This window comes from Streptomyces sp. NPDC052016 (genome assembly GCF_044548445.1).
In the GTDB taxonomy this organism is placed as follows: domain Bacteria; phylum Actinomycetota; class Actinomycetes; order Streptomycetales; family Streptomycetaceae; genus Streptomyces.
In genome coordinates, this window is sequence record NZ_JBIUBX010000003.1 from 273704 (window position 1) to 290784 (window position 17081).

14 protein-coding genes are annotated in these 17081 nt (G+C 71.1%); 13 read left to right on the top strand and 1 reads right to left on the bottom strand.

Going from position 1 to position 17081, the window contains the following annotated elements; all coding sequences use genetic code 11:
* Positions 1 to 124 precede the first annotated feature (124 nt).
* The 9 genes from ftsW (at position 125) to ACIHAR_RS06245 (ending at position 8748) form a co-directional block, all read left to right on the top strand.
* Entirely contained in the window at positions 125 to 1474 is a 1350-nt protein-coding gene (gene ftsW, locus ACIHAR_RS06205; protein ID WP_365470899.1) for a putative lipid II flippase FtsW, read from the top strand.
* A gap of 6 nt (positions 1475 to 1480) precedes the next feature.
* Positions 1481 to 2572 (top strand): undecaprenyldiphospho-muramoylpentapeptide beta-N-acetylglucosaminyltransferase, encoded by a 1092-nt coding sequence (murG, locus tag ACIHAR_RS06210; RefSeq protein WP_388758601.1) that lies wholly within the window; start codon positions 1481 to 1483, stop codon positions 2570 to 2572.
* Between the two features lie 142 nt (positions 2573 to 2714).
* Positions 2715 to 3509, top strand: a complete 795-nt coding sequence (locus ACIHAR_RS06215; protein WP_400017292.1) for a cell division protein FtsQ/DivIB — start codon at positions 2715 to 2717, stop codon at positions 3507 to 3509.
* 278 nt (positions 3510 to 3787) lie between these two features.
* Positions 3788 to 4987, top strand: coding sequence for a cell division protein FtsZ (gene ftsZ, locus ACIHAR_RS06220; protein WP_365470891.1), 1200 nt, complete (start codon positions 3788 to 3790; stop codon positions 4985 to 4987).
* The gene (gene pgeF, locus ACIHAR_RS06225; protein ID WP_365470889.1) at positions 4984 to 5712 is read left to right on the top strand and encodes a peptidoglycan editing factor PgeF; all 729 of its coding nucleotides are present in this window, start codon (positions 4984 to 4986) and stop codon (positions 5710 to 5712) included. Before ftsZ ends, pgeF begins: the two co-directional genes overlap by 4 nt.
* A gap of 6 nt (positions 5713 to 5718) precedes the next feature.
* Entirely contained in the window at positions 5719 to 6438 is a 720-nt protein-coding gene (locus ACIHAR_RS06230; RefSeq protein ID WP_400017294.1) for a YggS family pyridoxal phosphate-dependent enzyme, read from the top strand.
* 128 nt (positions 6439 to 6566) lie between these two features.
* Complete coding sequence (locus ACIHAR_RS06235) at positions 6567 to 7208, top strand: cell division protein SepF (RefSeq protein ID WP_030642042.1); 642 nt, start codon at positions 6567 to 6569, stop codon at positions 7206 to 7208.
* Positions 7209 to 7270: 62 nt separating this feature from the next.
* Complete coding sequence (locus tag ACIHAR_RS06240; RefSeq protein WP_020129925.1) at positions 7271 to 7555, top strand: YggT family protein; 285 nt, start codon at positions 7271 to 7273, stop codon at positions 7553 to 7555.
* A gap of 53 nt (positions 7556 to 7608) precedes the next feature.
* Positions 7609 to 8748, top strand: coding sequence for a DivIVA domain-containing protein (locus tag ACIHAR_RS06245; RefSeq protein WP_365470883.1), 1140 nt, complete (start codon positions 7609 to 7611; stop codon positions 8746 to 8748).
* A 656-nt stretch (positions 8749 to 9404) separates the two neighbouring features.
* Here ACIHAR_RS06245 and ileS read toward each other — a convergent pair.
* Positions 9405 to 12572, bottom strand: coding sequence for an isoleucine--tRNA ligase (gene ileS / locus ACIHAR_RS06250; protein WP_400017297.1), 3168 nt, complete (start codon positions 12570 to 12572; stop codon positions 9405 to 9407).
* Positions 12573 to 13165: 593 nt separating this feature from the next.
* Between ileS and ACIHAR_RS06255 the strand changes: the two genes are divergently transcribed.
* The 4 genes from ACIHAR_RS06255 (at position 13166) to ACIHAR_RS06270 (ending at position 17043) form a co-directional block, all read left to right on the top strand.
* Positions 13166 to 14827 carry a TraR/DksA family transcriptional regulator gene (locus tag ACIHAR_RS06255; RefSeq protein WP_400017300.1) on the top strand — a complete coding sequence of 554 codons (1662 nt, stop codon included), beginning with the start codon at positions 13166 to 13168 and terminating at the stop codon, positions 14825 to 14827.
* A 67-nt stretch (positions 14828 to 14894) separates the two neighbouring features.
* The gene (gene lspA, locus ACIHAR_RS06260) at positions 14895 to 15542 is read left to right on the top strand and encodes a signal peptidase II (RefSeq protein WP_365470875.1); all 648 of its coding nucleotides are present in this window, start codon (positions 14895 to 14897) and stop codon (positions 15540 to 15542) included.
* Positions 15543 to 15607: 65 nt separating this feature from the next.
* Positions 15608 to 16552 (top strand): RluA family pseudouridine synthase, encoded by a 945-nt coding sequence (locus tag ACIHAR_RS06265; RefSeq protein ID WP_400017303.1) that lies wholly within the window; start codon positions 15608 to 15610, stop codon positions 16550 to 16552.
* Positions 16549 to 17043 carry a GNAT family N-acetyltransferase gene (locus ACIHAR_RS06270; protein WP_400017305.1) on the top strand — a complete coding sequence of 165 codons (495 nt, stop codon included), beginning with the start codon at positions 16549 to 16551 and terminating at the stop codon, positions 17041 to 17043. The genes ACIHAR_RS06265 and ACIHAR_RS06270 overlap by 4 nt, the downstream gene beginning before the upstream one ends.
* Positions 17044 to 17081 lie beyond the last annotated feature (38 nt).

Genomic DNA, 17081 nt, shown 5'->3' on the forward strand with positions numbered 1-17081 from the left:
CTCGGCCGCGACGGTTGCTCCGGGACCCTTGGAGGGACGCGTGACTCGGATGTGGCCGGTTTCCCGTCGGCGGCTCACCGCAGCCCGCTCGGCACCGTGCCGGACGGCAGGGCGGTGAGTGCCGATGCCCAGTAGCCGTACCGGCCGGCCGCCCGCTCGACGGGCCGTCCGCAGGCCCGCGGCGCGGTCCGCCGTCGACAACCCCGTCCTGCGGCTGTACACGCGGGCGCGCAAGGCCTGGGACCGGCCGCTGACCGCGTACTACCTGATCCTCGGCGGCAGTCTGCTGATCACCGTGCTGGGTCTGGTGATGGTCTACTCGGCCTCGCAGATCACCGCGCTGCAGATGTCGCTGCCGGGGTCGTTCTTCTTCCGCAAACAGTTCCTGGCGGCCGTGATCGGCGGGGTGCTGCTGCTGATCGCCTCCCGGATGCCGGTGAAGCTGCACCGGGCACTGGCCTACCCGATCCTCACCGGCGCCGTCTGTCTGATGGCCCTGGTGCAGGTGCCGGGGATAGGGATGGCCGTCAACGGCAACCAGAACTGGATCTCACTCGGCGGCTCCTTCCAGATCCAGCCCAGCGAGTTCGGCAAGCTCGCGCTGGTGCTGTGGGGCGCCGACCTGCTGGCCCGCAAGCAGGACAAGAAGCTGCTCGCGCAGTGGAAGCACATGCTGGTGCCGCTCGTCCCGGTCGCCTTCATGCTGCTCGGGCTGATCATGCTCGGCGGCGACATGGGGACGGCGATCATCCTGACGGCGATCCTGTTCGGCCTGCTGTGGCTGGCGGGCGCGCCCACCCGGCTCTTCGTCGGTGTGCTCGCGGTCGCGGCGGCGATCGGCATGGTCCTCATCAGGACCAGCCCCAACCGCATGGCGCGGCTGCAGTGCATCGGCGCCACCGATCCCGGCCCGGGCGACGCCTGCTGGCAGGCCGTGCACGGCATCTACGCCCTCGCCTCCGGCGGGATCTTCGGCTCCGGACTCGGGGCGAGTGTGGAGAAATGGGGTCAACTCCCCGAAGCGCACACCGACTTCATCTTCGCCGTCACCGGTGAGGAACTGGGCCTGTCGGGGACGCTGTCGGTCCTCGCCCTGTTCGCGGCTCTAGGCTATGCGGGTATCCGCGTGGCCGGACGCACGGAGGACCCCTTCGTGAGGTATGCCGCGGGAGGCGTGACCACCTGGATCACGGCCCAGGCCGTGATCAACATCGGTGCGGTGCTCGGCCTGCTGCCGATCGCCGGCGTCCCCCTCCCGCTGTTCTCCTACGGGGGATCCGCCCTGCTGCCGACCATGTTCGCCATCGGGCTGCTGATCGCCTTCGCACGCGACGAGCCCGCTGCGCGGGCGGCGCTTGCGATGCGGCACCCCCGCTTTGGTAGAAAGCGGGGGGCTGGGGGCCTCACCGGGCCCCGGAGATGGAACACGATGCGACGGCGTGCCTCAGCGGCACGCTCGTCCGGAGAGCGGTGAATTTCGGTGCATGTCGTACTCGCTGGTGGGGGGACCGCCGGCCACATCGAGCCCGCGCTCGCCCTCGCGGACGCCCTGCGCAGGCAGGACCCCACCGTGGGGATCACGGCCCTGGGCACCGAGCGCGGCCTGGAGACCACGCTCGTTCCCCAGCGGGGCTACGAGCTGGCGCTGATCCCGGCGGTTCCGCTGCCGCGCAAGCCCACCCCCGAGCTGATCACCGTCCCGGGCCGGCTGCGCGGCACGATCAAGGCGACCGAGCAGATCCTGGAGCGCACCAAGGCCGACGCCGTGGTCGGCTTCGGCGGCTACGTGGCCCTGCCCGGCTACCTCGCCGCCAAGCGTCTGGGCGTGCCGATCGTCATCCACGAGGCCAACGCCCGCCCGGGACTGGCCAACAAGATCGGCTCCCGGTACGCCGCCCAGGTCGCCGTCTCCACCCCGGACAGCAAGCTGCGCAACGCGCGCTACATCGGCATCCCGCTGCGCCGCTCGATCGCCACCCTGGACCGTGCCGCCGCGCGGCCCGAGGCCCGCGCCCTGTTCGGCCTCGACCCGAACCTGCCGACGCTGCTCGTCTCCGGCGGCTCGCAGGGCGCCCGCCGCCTCAACGAGGTCGTCCAGCAGGTCGCTCCCTGGCTCCAGCAGGCCGGCATCCAGATCCTGCACGCGGTCGGCCCGAAGAACGAACTGCCGCACGTGCAGCAGATGCCGGGAATGCCCCCGTACATCCCGGTAAGTTACGTGGACCGGATGGACCTCGCGTACGCCGCGGCCGACATGATGCTCTGCCGCGCGGGCGCGATGACCGTCGCCGAACTCTCCGCCGTCGGACTCCCGGCCGCCTACGTCCCGCTGCCCATCGGCAACGGCGAACAGCGGCTGAACGCCCAGCCGGTGGTGAAGGCCGGCGGCGGCCTCCTGGTCGACGACGCGGAACTGACCCCGGAGTGGGTCCGGGAGAACGTCCTGCCCGTGCTCGCCGACCCGCACCGGCTGTACGAGATGTCCCGCGCCGCCGGCGAGTTCGGCCGCCGGGACGCGGACGACCTGCTCGTCCGCATGGTGTACGAGGCGATCGCCTCGCGCCAGCACTAGGAACGCACCGGCGAGTGAGCCGAAGGGGCGCGTCGGCGTCGAGAGGGAGAGCGCGCGGAGGCCCGAAGGGCTGAGCACGGTCGGGCTCTCGACACCGGCCGAGGCGCCCCGGAGGTGAACCGAGCCACGGAAAGGAGCGCGCGTGGCCGGACCCACCACCGCCGAACGCGGTGCACGCCAGCAGGAGTCGTCCGGCCCGCCCCTCGTCCGGAGGCTGGGCCCGCGCCGGCTTCGTATGATCATCACCCTCACGCTGGCCGTCGTCCTCCTCGGGGCGGGCGTCGTCTGGGTGCTGTACGGCTCGCAGTGGCTGCGCGTGGACCGGGTCTCCGTCTCCGGCACGCGGGTCCTGACGCCGCAGCAGGTGCGCGAGGCCGCCGACGTCCCCGTCGGGGCGCCGATCGTCTCGGTCGACACCGCCGCGATCGAGGCGCGTCTGCGCGCCGAACTGCCGCGCGTCGACACGGTGGACGTGGTCCGTTCCTGGCCCCATGGAATCGACCTGAACGTGACCGAACGCATTCCGGTTCTGCTGGTTCAAAAGGGGCGGAACTTCGTGGAAGTGGACGACGAAGGCGTCCGTTTCGCCACGGTTTCCGTAGCTCCTCAAGGCGTGCCTCTCCTCGAATTGGCGACGTCCTCCTCGAGTTCGGCCTCCGCGAGCCTGCGCCGCTTCGGCGAGGACCGGCTCGTGCGCGAGGCGGTGAAGGTCGCCGGCGACCTCCCGGCCGCCGTCGCACGCGACACCCGGACCCTCAAGGTCCGTTCTTATGACGACATCTCGCTGGAGTTGAGCGGCGGCCGCGCGGTCGTGTGGGGGAGCGCTGAGAGGGGTGCCGAGAAGGCTCGTACCATCACCGCCCTCATGAAAGCCTCCCCGGATGCACGGCACTTCGACGTCAGCGTGCCCACGGCCCCTGCGTCATCGGGGAGTTGACGCACATCCGCGCAGGCCAGCACCCTGGTTGGGCAGCGACACGGCTGATCACATAGGGTGAAAAGAAAAACGGGAGGTTCGGCGTGTTCGTTGAACGGGCGCCACTTGTCGACTTAGTGTCCTGTTCAGAAGACTCCAAGGAACAGACACACTGGTAACCCTAAACTTCAGGGTTAGGGTTCGGGTCGGCGAAACGGACCGTCCCATTCGGCATCAGTCGCCGCAGCGCGGATCACCGCGAAACGGCGACACGTAACTCGAGGCGAGAGGCCTTCGACGTGGCAGCACCGCAGAACTACCTCGCAGTCATCAAAGTCATCGGTGTCGGCGGCGGTGGTGTCAATGCCATCAACCGGATGATCGAGGTCGGTCTCAAGGGCGTCGAGTTCATCGCCATCAACACCGACGCGCAGGCGCTGTTGATGAGCGACGCCGACGTCAAGCTCGACGTCGGCCGCGAACTCACCCGCGGACTCGGCGCCGGAGCCAACCCGGCCGTCGGCCGCAAGGCCGCCGAGGACCACCGCGAGGAGATCGAGGAGGTCCTCAAGGGGGCCGACATGGTCTTCGTGACGGCCGGTGAAGGCGGCGGCACCGGCACCGGCGGCGCGCCCGTCGTGGCCAACATCGCACGCTCCCTGGGCGCCCTCACCATCGGCGTGGTCACGCGCCCGTTCACCTTCGAGGGGCGGCGCCGCGCGAACCAGGCCGAGGACGGCATCGCCGAACTCCGCGAAGAGGTCGACACCCTCATCGTCATCCCCAACGACCGGCTGCTGTCCATCTCGGACCGCCAGGTCTCCGTCCTGGACGCCTTCAAGTCGGCGGACCAGGTCCTGCTCTCCGGTGTCCAGGGCATCACGGACCTCATCACCACCCCCGGCCTCATCAACCTCGACTTCGCCGACGTCAAGTCGGTCATGTCCGAGGCCGGCTCGGCCCTCATGGGCATCGGCTCGGCCCGCGGCGACGACCGCGCGGTGGCCGCCGCCGAGATGGCGATCTCCTCGCCGCTCCTGGAGGCGTCCATCGACGGCGCCCGGGGCGTGCTGCTCTCCATCTCCGGCGGCTCCGACCTCGGCCTCTTCGAGATCAACGAGGCCGCCCAGCTGGTCTCCGAGGCCGCCCACCCCGAGGCCAACATCATCTTCGGCGCGGTCATCGACGACGCCCTCGGCGACGAGGTCCGCGTCACCGTGATCGCCGCCGGCTTCGACGGCGGCCAGCCGCCGGCCCGCCGGGACAACGTCCTCGGCTCGACCTCGTCCTCGGCCCGCCGCGAGGAGCCCGCTCCGGTGCGGCAGCCCGAGAGCCGCCCGTCCTTCGGCTCGCTCGGCAGCGTCACGCCGAAGGAGGAGCCGGAGCCGGCGCCCGAGCCGGTGGCCGAGCTCCCGGTCGCCCCGCCGCCGGTCCCGCCGTCGCGGACCTACTCGGACAGCGCGGCCGAGGAACTGGACGTGCCGGACTTCCTGAAGTGATAGGACAGCACGGACACGTGAGCGGCGCGCACTTCGCCTTCACCGACCGGTGGGGCGGGGTGAGCGCCGCTCCGTATGAGGAGCTCAACCTCGGCGGAGCGGTCGGCGACGACGCCGAGGCGGTCCGGACCAACCGGGAACTGGCCGCCAAGTCGCTCGGCCTGGACCCCGCACTGGTCGTCTGGATGAACCAGGTGCACGGCAAGGACGTGGCCGCGGTGGACGGGCCGTGGGGCGAGCGGCCCGCGCCCGACGTCGACGCGGTCGTCACGGCCCGCCGCGGGCTCGCGCTCGCCGTCCTGACCGCCGACTGCACACCCGTCCTCCTCGCCGACCCGGTCGCCGGGGTCGCCGCCGCGGCCCACGCCGGCCGGCCCGGCATGGTCGCGGGGGTCGTCCCCGCCGCCGTACGGGCCATGGTGGAACTCGGCGCCGAGCCGTCGCGGATCGTCGCCCGCACCGGGCCCGCCGTCTGCGGCCGGTGCTACGAGGTGCCGGAGGCGATGCGCGCCGAGGTGGCCGCCGTCGAGCCGGCCGCCTACGCCGAGACGAGCTGGGGAACACCGGCGGTCGACGTGACCGCCGGGGTGCACGCGCAGCTCGAGCGGCTCGGGGTGCACGACCGGGAGCAGTCGCCGGTGTGCACGCGGGAGTCGCAGGACCACTTCTCGTACCGCCGCGACCGCGCCACGGGGCGACTCGCGGGCTATGTCTGGCTGGACTGAGGGCACATGACGGACCGTAAGGGCGAACTCGCCGCAAACCTGGCGAAGGTGGAGGAGCGCATCACCGCCGCGTGCGTGGCCGCCGGACGCAAGCGGGAGGAAGTGACCCTCATCGTGGTCACCAAGACCTACCCGGCGGGCGATGTGCGGCTCCTGTCGGAACTGGGCGTGCGCCACGTCGCCGAGAACCGTGACCAGGACGCGGCGCCGAAGGCCGCGGCGTGCTCGGATCTGCCCCTTTCATGGCACTTCGTGGGTCAGTTGCAGACCAACAAGGTGCGTTCCGTGGTCGGTTACGCGGATGTCGTGCAGTCCGTCGACCGTTCGAAGCTGGTGACGGCCCTGTCGAGGGAGGCCGTACGGGCCGGGCGCGAGGTCGGCTGCCTCATCCAGGTCGCGCTCGACGCGGGCGAGAGCGCGCGGGGCGAGCGGGGTGGCGTGGCGCCCGGCGGAATCGGGGAGTTGGCGGACCTCGTCGCGGAGTCGCCGGGGCTTCGGCTTGACGGACTGATGACCGTCGCACCCCTGACCGGTGAGTACGCGGGACGCCAACGGGCGGCGTTCGAGCGGCTGATGGATTTGTCGACTGACCTGCGCCGAGGCCATCCGACTGCGAACATGGTCTCGGCAGGGATGAGTGCGGACCTCGAGGAAGCCGTTGCGGCAGGGGCGACACATGTGCGCGTCGGCACCGCGGTACTCGGAGTCCGCCCCAGGCTCGGGTAACGTCGCCAGGAAGTCGGACCACAGCAGAAAATATGGTCATTGCCGTCGAAAGGCGGGCGTAAGGACCACGTGGATCGCGGGACTTGGCAGTCGTCAGCTGATCCACCACAGAGCGGAGGACTCAGAGCATGGCCGGCGCGATGCGCAAGATGGCGGTCTACCTCGGCCTCGTGGAGGACGATGGGTACGACGGCCGGGGCTTCGACCCCGATGACGACTTCGAACCCGAGCTCGACCCGGAGCCCGAGCGTGACCACCGACGGCACGAACCGTCGCACCAGTCGCACGGTGCACATCAGTCCCAAAGGGACGAAGAAGTGCGTATCGTGCAGCCGCCGGCGCCCCGCGAACCGGTCGCCCGATCCACTTCGCTCGCCGCGGAATCCGGACGCCCCGCGCGTATCGCGCCCGTGGCATCCATCACACAAGAACGTCAGTCCCTGGAGAAGAACGCACCGGTGATCATGCCCAAGGTCGTGTCGGAACGAGAGCCGTACCGGATCACCACGCTGCACCCCCGGACCTACAACGAGGCCCGTACCATCGGGGAACACTTCCGTGAGGGCACCCCGGTGATCATGAATCTGACTGAGATGGACGACACAGACGCGAAGCGACTTGTCGACTTTGCGGCAGGTTTGGTGTTTGGTCTTCACGGCAGCATCGAGCGGGTGACGCAGAAGGTGTTCCTGCTGTCTCCTGCTAACGTCGATGTCACGGCGGAGGACAAGGCCCGCATCGCAGAGGGCGGGTTCTTCAACCAGAGCTGAGACGCACCACCGGAAACAGCAGCACCAGAGAGCATCAAGCAGGGGAGAGGGAAGCACCGAACATGAGCGTGGTCCTGGATGTCGTCTACATCGCGCTGATGGTCTTCCTCATCGTGCTCATCTTCCGGTTGGTCATGGACTACGTCTTCCAGTTCGCCCGCTCATGGCAACCCGGCAAGGCGATGGTGGTCGTTCTGGAGGCCACCTACACTGTCACCGATCCACCGCTCAAGCTTCTGCGGCGGGTCATCCCGCCGCTGCGTCTCGGGGGCGTGGCGCTCGACCTGTCCTTCTTCGTACTGATGATCATCGTCTACATCCTGATCTCGATCGTGAGCCGGCTGTGAGCGATGTGAACTACCGTCTTGCCGAATGCCGACGACTACGTTGAGGTGAAGAGATGCCGTTGACCCCCGAGGACGTGCGGAACAAGCAGTTCACGACCGTCCGCCTCCGAGAAGGCTATGACGAGGACGAGGTCGATGCCTTCCTCGACGAGGTCGAAGCCGAACTGACCCGACTGCTCCGCGAGAACGAGGACCTGCGCGCCAAGCTGGCCGCGGCCACGCGCGCTGCTGCCCAGAACCAGCAGAACATGCGCAAGCCTCCGGAGCCCCAGGACCAGCAGCAGGGTATGCCGCCGCAGCAGCAGGGCATGCCCCAGCAGGGTATGCGAGGCCCCGGTGCACCGGTGCCCGCCGGGATATCGGGCCCGCCGCAGCAGCAGATGGGTGGCCCCATGGGTGGTCCGCCCCAGCTGCCGAGCGGTGCCCCGCAGCTGCCTGCAGGTCCCGGCGGACAGGGCCCCCAGGGTCCCGGTCCGATGGGTCAGGGCCCCATGGGGCAGGGTCCGATGGGTGGTCAGCCCCCCATGCAGCAGCAGATGGGCGGTCCGATGGGCGGCCCCATGGGCGGTCCGATGGGCGGCCCCGGTCAGGGCCCCGGTGGCGACAGCGCCGCCCGTGTCCTCTCGCTGGCCCAGCAGACCGCCGACCAGGCGATCGCCGAGGCCCGCTCCGAAGCCAACAAGATCGTCGGCGAGGCCCGTTCGCGCGCCGAGGGTCTCGAGCGTGACGCCCGTGCCAAGGCCGACGCCCTGGAGCGGGACGCGCAGGAGAAGCACCGCGTCGCGATGGGCTCCCTGGAGTCCGCCCGCGCCACGCTGGAGCGCAAGGTCGAGGATCTGCGCGGCTTCGAGCGCGAGTACCGTACGCGCCTGAAGTCGTACCTGGAGTCGCAGCTGCGTCAGCTGGAGACCCAGGCCGACGACTCCCTCGCCCCGCCGCGCACCCCGGCCACGGCGTCCCTCCCGCCGTCCCCGGCGCCCTCCATGGCTCCGGCCGGCGCGAGCGCCCCGTCCTACGGCGGCAACCAGGGCATGGGCGCGCCGAGCCCGGCTGCTCCGTCCTACGGCGGCCAGCAGCAGATGTCCCCGGCGATGACCCAGCCGATGGCGCCGGTCCGGCCGCAGGGCCCGTCCCCGATGGGACAGGCTCCCTCGCCGATGCGTGGCTTCCTCATCGACGAGGACGACAACTGACGGCCAGTAGTACGCCTTAGGCGTCGGCAGCGTTCAAAGGGCGGGCCCCGGATTCCGATCCGGGGTCCCGCCCTTTTTACGCGTGTTGCGGACGACCACCGGGGCGCCCGTCGAGGGCCGAGGCGCGTGCGCCGGCCTGAAGAGGCGCGGGGAACCGCGCGACCGGCCGACGACGGCCCGCGGTCGGGAGGGGCGGGAGGCGGCTGGGTGGGATGCCGTCGTGCGTGGATGGCGCGTGCCTGCGCTCACGGCCGGGGCGAGGGCGATTCGCCAGGGGCGCGGGGGACTGCGACCGGCCGACGACGGTCCGCGGTCGGGACGGGCGGGAGGCGGCTGGGCGGGATGCCGTCGTGCGTGGACGGCGCGTGCCAGCGCTCAGGGCCGGGGCGAGGGCAATCCGCCAGGGGCGCGGGGAACTGCGCGACCGGCCGACGACGGTCCGCGGTCGGGACGGGCGGGAGGCGGCTGGGCGGGATGCCGTCGTGCGTGGACGGCGCGTGCCAGCGCTCACGGCCGGGGCGAGGGCGATTCGCGAGGGGCGCGGGGGACTGCGCGACCGGCTGTCGACGGCCCGCGGCTGAACGGTTGGAGGGCACTACGAGGAGGGCCCGGTCTCCCCGCGTGGGGAGACCGGGCCCTCTTGAGCGTCGTCGGCCTTACGCCTTGCGCAGGCGGAACGTCAGCGTCAGGCCCTCGTCCGTGAACGGGGTGCCGTAGGTGTCGTCCGCCTCGCCCTGGGCGAAGTCCGTGGCGAGGACCTCGTCGGCGATCAGACCGGAGTGCGCGGTCAGGGCCGCGACGGTCGCCGGGTCGGTCGCGGTCCAGCGGAGCGCGATGCGGTCGGCCACGTCGAGGCCGCTGTTCTTGCGGGCCTCCTGGATCAGGCGGATCGCGTCACGGGCCAGGCCGGCGCGGCGCAGCTCCTCCGTGATCTCCAGGTCGAGGGCGACCGTCGCGCCGGAGTCGGACGCCACCGACCAGCCCTCGCGCGGGGTCTCCGTGATGATCACCTCGTCCGGGGCGAGGGTGATGGTCTCGCCGTCGACCTCCACGGACGCCGTGCCCTCGCGCAGGGCGAGGGCGAGCGCGGCCGCGTCGGCGTTCGCGACGGCCTTGGCCACGTCCTGGACCCGCTTGCCGAACCGCTTGCCCAGAGCGCGGAAGTTGGCCTTCGCGGTGGTGTCGACCAGGCTCCCGCCGACCTCGGAGAGGGACGCGAGCGACTCGACGTTCAGCTCCTCCGTGATCTGCGTGTGCAGCTCGGCGGAGAGCGCGTCGAAGCCCGTGGCCGCGATGAGCGCGCGGCGCAGCGGCTGGCGGGTCTTCACGCCCGACTCCGCGCGCGTGGCGCGGCCCAGCTCGACCAGGCGGCGGACCAGGACCATCTGCTTGGACAGCTCCGGGTCGATGGCGGCCAGGTCCGCCTCCGGCCAGGACGCAAGGTGCACGGACTCCGGGGCTCCGGGCGTGACCGGCACCACCAGGTCCTGCCAGACCCGCTCGGTGATGAACGGGGTCAGCGGGGCCATCAGCTTGGTGACCGTCTCCACGACCTCGTGCAGGGTGCGCAGCGCGGCCTTGTCGCCCTGCCAGAAGCGGCGACGGGAGCGGCGCACGTACCAGTTGGACAGGTCGTCGACGAACGCCGAGAGCAGCTTGCCGGCGCGCTGGGTGTCGTACGCCTCCATGGACTGGGTCACCTGGTCGGTGAGCGCGTGGAGTTCGGACAGCAGCCAGCGGTCCAGGAGCGGGCGGTCGGCCGGGGCCGGGTCGGCCTCGGACGGTGCCCAACCGGACGTGCGGGCGTACAGGGCCTGGAAGGCGACCGTGTTCCAGTACGTGAGGAGCGTCTTGCGGACGACCTCCTGGATGGTGCCGTGGCCGACGCGGCGGGCCGCCCACGGGGAGCCGCCGGCCGCCATGAACCAGCGGACGGCGTCCGCGCCGTGCTGGTCCATGAGCGGGATCGGCTGCAGGATGTTGCCCAGGTGCTTGGACATCTTGCGGCCGTCCTCGGCGAGGATGTGGCCGAGGCAGACCACGTTCTCGTAGGACGACTTGTCGAAGACGAGCGTGCCGATCGCCATCAGCGTGTAGAACCAGCCGCGGGTTTGGTCGATGGCCTCGGAGATGAACTGCGCCGGGTAGCGGGACTCGAACAGCTCCTTGTTCTTGTACGGGTAGCCCCACTGCGCGAACGGCATCGATCCAGAGTCGTACCAGGCGTCGATGACCTCCGGAACGCGCGTGGCCGTCTTGCCGCAGCCCTCGTGCGGGCAGTCGAAGGTGACCGCGTCGATGTACGGCCGGTGCGGGTCCAGCTCCGACTGGTCGGTGCCGGTCAGCTCGGTCAGCTCCGCGCGGGAGCCGACGCAGGTGAGGTGGTCGTCCTCGCAGCGCCAGATCGGCAGCGGCGTGCCCCAGTAGCGGTTGCGGGAGAGCGCCCAGTCGATGTTGTTGTTTAGCCAGTCGCCGTACCGGCCGTGCTTGACCGTGTCCGGGAACCAGTTGGTCTTCTCGTTCTCCTGGAGGAGGCGGTCCTTGACCGCCGTGGTGCGGATGTACCAGGACGGCTGCGCGTAGTAGAGGAGCGCGGTGTGGCAGCGCCAGCAGTGCGGGTAGCTGTGCTCGTACGGGATGTGCTTGAAGAGGAGGCCGCGCTGCTGGAGGTCCTCGGTGAGCTTCTCGTCCGCCTTCTTGAAGAAGATCCCGCCGACCATCGGGACGGACTCCTCGAAGGTGCCGTCCGGGCGGACCGGGTTGACCACGGGCAGGCCGTAGGAGCGGCAGACCCTGAGGTCGTCCTCACCGAAGGCGGGGGACTGGTGGACCAGACCCGTGCCGTCCTCGGTGGTCACGTAGTCCGCGTTGACCACGAAGTGGGCCTCCGCCGTGCCGTGCCCGTCGGTTCCCTCGACGCTCGGGAACTCCACCAGCTCGAAGGGGCGTTGGTACGTCCAGCGCTCCATCTCGGCGCCGGTGAAGGTCTGGCCGGTCGTCTCCCAGCCCTCCCCGAGCGCCTTGGCGACGAGCGCTTCGGCGACGACGAGCTTCTCCTCGCCGTTCGTGGCGACGACGTAGGTGACCTCCGGGTGGGCGGCCACGGCCGTGTTCGAGACCAGGGTCCAGGGGGTCGTCGTCCACACCAGGAGCGCGGCCTGGCCGGCGAGCGGACCGGAGGTGAGCGGGAAACGGACGTACACGGACGGGTCCACGACCGTCTCGTAGCCCTGCGCCAGCTCGTGGTCGGACAGGCCGGTGCCGCAGCGCGGGCACCAGGGGGCGACGCGGTGGTCCTGGACCAGCAGGCCCTTGCCGAAGATCTCCTTGAGCGACCACCAGACCGACTCGATGTACTCGGGGTCCATCGTGACGTAGGCGTCGTCGAGGTCGACCCAGTAGCCCATGCGGGTCGTCAGGTCGGAGAAGGCGTCGGTGTGGCGCAGCACGGACTCGCGGCACTTGGCGTTGAACTCGGCGATGCCGTACGCCTCGATGTCCTGCTTGCCGGAGAAGCCCAGCTCCTTCTCGACCGCCAGCTCCACCGGGAGGCCGTGACAGTCCCAGCCGGCCTTGCGGGCCACGTGGTAGCCCCGCATGGTGCGGAAGCGGGGGAAGACGTCCTTGAAGACGCGCGCCTCGATGTGGTGGGCGCCCGGCATGCCGTTGGCGGTGGGCGGGCCCTCGTAGAACACCCACTCGGGGCGGCCCTCGGACTGCTCCAGGCTCTTGGCAAAGATCTTCTGCTCGCGCCAGAAGTCGAGCACCGCGTGCTCGAGGGCGGGCAGGTCGACCTGGGCGGGCACCTGGCGGTACTGCGTCATCGATCTTCCTCCGGCGGACGTGCTGCCTTCCGTCGGAGGGACGAGAGCCTTCGTGCCTGTCTACGCCGTGTGCGGCGCGCTCCCGCGGTACCACCCTCCTTGGCCCCCCGGTGCGCCGTACGCGCCGGTGAGCCCCCTCATTGGGGTCGCGATGCCGGTTCTACTCGCCCGTGCGGGGCTTTCTTCCGGCGGCTCCGGGGTGATCTTCACATCGCGCTCGCCCCCGGGCTCCCACCGTCCCCGGGTCGCTCTGGGCTGCGTACGCCGCTACTCGTCCCCATCCACGCTTTTCGCTCCGCCCAGTGTACGGCGCCCCGACGACAGCGGCCGACCGGTTTTCCGGGACCACGCGGGCGGGGTGCGGGCGGGGCCGGGATGACCCGTATGGCGAGGTACGCGTGTTCGGATCCCGGGGACGGCCGGCCCGGCGGATTACCCGGCGGGGAGCTGGGCACAACGGATGCAGGCTTGCCGCGCGGCGTGCGCGAGGCGGGCGATTCGGGCGGTGTGCCCCGTTGCCGCGGGACTCAAGTCGATTTATCGTCCCAGCACGCTTTGCGTGCAAGATCACAATATGTGAAGGGGCCGCGGTCATGGTGGCGAAGAAGACCGCCGTACAGCAGTCGGCGTCCGGCAGAGCCACGGGTGCCTCCGGCGGTGCGGCCAAGGACAACGGGGGGAAGAAGAGCACGCGGGCACGGGCCGCGCGCGCGGTGAAGGCCGTGAAGACGGTGGGCGCCGCTGCCGCCGAGGGGGCGAAGAAGGCGGTCGGCGGAAGGGCGGCGGCTGTGGCGACGGGGACGCCGGCAGGGCGATCGGGGGTTGGTGGGGCTTCGGCGGGGAAGAAGGTCGTCGCCGAGGGCACGGTGGGGAGGAAGGCGGCTGCCAGGGACGCGGTCGCCGCCAAGACGACGGTTGCCGAGGAGGCGGCGGGGAGGAAGGCGGTCGCCGAGGAGACCGGCGCCGAGGAGGCGGCTGCGAGGAAGACGACGGCGAAGAAGGCGGCGGCCAAGAAGTCGGCCGCCAAGAAGGCGACGGCGAAGAAGACCACGGCGACGAGGACGGCTGCCAAGAAGGCGACGGCGAAGAAGACGACAGCGACGAAAACGGCTGCGACGAAGACGGCTGTGAAGAAGGCGACGGCGAAGAAGACGACTGCGACCAGGACGACGGCCGACAAGACGGCTGTGCGGAAGACGGCTGCGGTGGGCGAGGCGACCGGGACGAAGGCGCCCGCGAGGAAGACTTCCGCGAAGACGGCGACCGCCGAGAAGGTGCCCGCCAGGAAGAAGGCGTCCGCCAAGAAGGCACCCGCCAAGAAGGCGGTGGCCGAGGAGGCGGTGGTGGTCGAGGAGGCGGTGGCGGCCGGGGAGGCGGCCGTATCGGCGCGGCAGGCGGTCGGGCCGGCCGGGAAGGTGGTCGGGAAGAAGGCCGCCGCCGGGAAGACGGCCGCCACGAAGGAGACGGCGGTGCGGAAGGCCACGGCGTCGAAGAAGGCCGTCGTGGCGGAGGACGCCGGCGACCAGGTGGTCGCCGGCGCGCAGGGAGCGGCCGGGAAGACGGCCGTGCCGCCGGTGGAGGCGGCAGACAGGACGGACGCCCTGCGGAAAGGGGCGGACGGAACGGTCGTCGCCGGTTCGGAGGGGGCCGGCGGCAAGGGCGGTGCGTCCGGGAAGGCGGCGGGTGGGAAGGCCCCCGCGAAGAAGGGCACCGCCAGGAAGAGCACGGCCAAGACGGTGGGCGCGGCCTCGGCCGCGGAGCAGACGGGAGCCACGACGGTGGTTGCGAAGAAGACTCCTGGCACGGCCATGGCGGCGAACACCGCCGTTCCCAAGGCACGGCTCGCCGCGGCGGAGCCGGGCGAGCTGGCGGTGCGCCCCGGGGAGGAGCCGTGGACTCCGGAAGAGGTCGAGGAGGCCCGCGCCGAACTGCAGTCCGAGATGGAGCGGCTGCGCGCCGAGCTCGCCTCGTCCGAGGCGGCCCTGGCGGGACTGATGCGGGACTCGGGGGACGGGGCCGGCGACGACCAGGCGGACACCGGGACGAAGAACATCACGCGCGAGCACGAACTGGCGCTGGCCGCCAACGCGCGCGAGATGCTGATCCAGACGGAACACGCCCTGGAGCGGCTGGACGCCGGTACGTACGGCCTGTGCGAGAACTGCGGCAACCCCATCGGCAAGGCCCGTATGCAGGCCTTCCCCCGGGCCACGCTGTGCGTCGAGTGCAAGCAGAAGCAGGAGCGCCGGTACTGATCACCCTGCCGCGAGGGGGCGTGCCGTACCCTCGTCCTCAGTCAGGTACCTAGGTTGAGGGACTCACGTGGCAGAGGCGGAGCGCATCATCGGTACGCCGGACACCCCGGAGGCGGCGGGAACCGAGCCGGAGCCGTCCGAGGAGCAGGTCGGGAGGGCGGCGTCGGGCGAGTCGTCCCCCGCGGACGAGCCGGCGGCGGAGGCCGGGCAGGGGGCGGAGCCGTCGCGCGGCAAGCGCCGGATCGCCGTGCTCTTCTCGGTCGCCGCGTTCGCGTACGCCCTCGACCTCATCAGCAAGATGATCGTGGTCGCGAAACTGGAGCACCAGGAGCCGATCGAGATCATCGGGGACTGGCTGAGGTTCGAGGCGATCCGCAACGCGGGGGCGGCGTTCGGCTTCGGTGAGGCCTTCACCGTGATCTTCACGATGATCGCGGCGGCGGTGATCGTGGTGATCGCCCGGCTCGCCCGCAAGCTCTACAGCCTGCCCTGGGCGATCGCGCTCGGCCTGCTGCTCGGTGGTGCGCTCGGCAACCTCACCGACCGGATCTTCCGCTCGCCGGGGGTCTTCGAGGGCGCAGTCGTGGACTTCATCGCGCCGAAGCACTTCGCGGTGTTCAACCTCGCCGACTCGGCCATCGTGTGCGGCGGCGTCCTGATCGTGCTGCTGTCCTTCAGGGGCCTCGACCCGGACGGCACCGTCCACAGGGACTGAGTCCGGCGAGGGGTTGTCCACAGGCTCCGTACGGGGCTGTCGGAGCCGTCCGGCATACTCGACGGGTGAGCACGATTCCCGAGATCCGAACCCTGCCCGTGCCCGACGGCCTGGAGGGCGAGCGCGTCGACGCCGCCATCTCCCGCATGTTCGGCTTCTCCCGCACCAAGGCGGCCGAGCTCGCCGCGGCGGGGAAGGTCACGGTCGACGGGTCGGTGGTCGGCAAGTCGGAGCGGGTGAGCGGCGGGGCCTGGCTCGAGGTGGAGATGCCGCAGGCGCCCGCCCCGGTGCAGGTGGTCGCCGAGCCCGTCGAGGGCATGGAGATCGTGCACGACGACGACGACGTGGTTGTGATCGTCAAGCCGGTCGGGGTGGCCGCCCACCCGTCGCCCGGCTGGACCGGGCCGACCGTCATCGGCGGTCTCGCCGCCGCCGGCTACCGCATCTCCACCTCCGGCGCGGCCGAACGCCAGGGCATCGTGCACCGGCTCGACGTCGGCACGTCCGGCCTGATGGTGGTCGCCAAGTCGGAGTACGCGTACACGTCGCTCAAGCGCCAGTTCAAGGAGCGCACGGTCGACAAGCGCTACCACACGCTCGTCCAGGGCCACCCCGATCCCACCAGCGGCACCATCGACGCCCCCATCGGCCGGCACCCGCAGCACGACTACAAGTGGGCGGTCACCGCCGAGGGCAAGCCGTCCGTCACCCACTACGACCTGATCGAGGCGTTCCGCGCGGCCTCCCTGCTGGACGTCAAGCTGGAGACCGGCCGCACGCACCAGATCCGCGTCCACATGGCCGCCCACCGCCACCCCTGCGTCGGCGACCTGACCTACGGAGCCGACCCGACGCTCGCCAAGCGGCTGCGCCTGACCCGGCAGTGGCTGCACGCGGTGCGGCTCGGCTTCGAGCACCCCGGGGACGGCCGGTGGGTCGAGTTCTCCTGCGACTACCCCGAGGACCTGCAGAGGGCCCTGGACCAGGTCCGCGAGGAGACCTACGGATGAGCACGCCCGCGTACGTGGTCCGTGTCGCCGAGGACCCCGCCGACCGCGAGGCCTGCTTCGCCGTGCGCAAGGAGGTCTTCGTCGGCGAGCAGGGCGTCCCCGAGGACATCGAGTACGACGCCTACGACGCCGGCGCCGTGCACGTCCTGGCGGTCCGCGAGGACGGCGTACCCCTCGGGACCGGACGGCTGCTCCACGGCGAGGCGGCCGCGGCGAAGACCGGCGGCGCCCCGTCGGTCGGCTCGCTGGGGCGGCTCGCGGTGACGCGCGAGGCGCGCGGGCTCGGCGTCGGGGCCGCGCTGGTGCGTGCCATCGAGGAGACGGCCAGCGCGCGCGGGCTCACGGCCGTCGACCTGCACGCGCAGACCCATGCGCTCGGCTTCTACGCGCGGCTGGGCTACGAGGCGTACGGACCGGAGTTCCCGGACGCGGGGATTCCGCACCGGGCGATGCGGCGGGCTCTCCAGCCGGGGCGGCGAACGGGCTGGTGACGGGAGTGGCGTGGCACGCTGGAAGTCAGCCGTGTGAC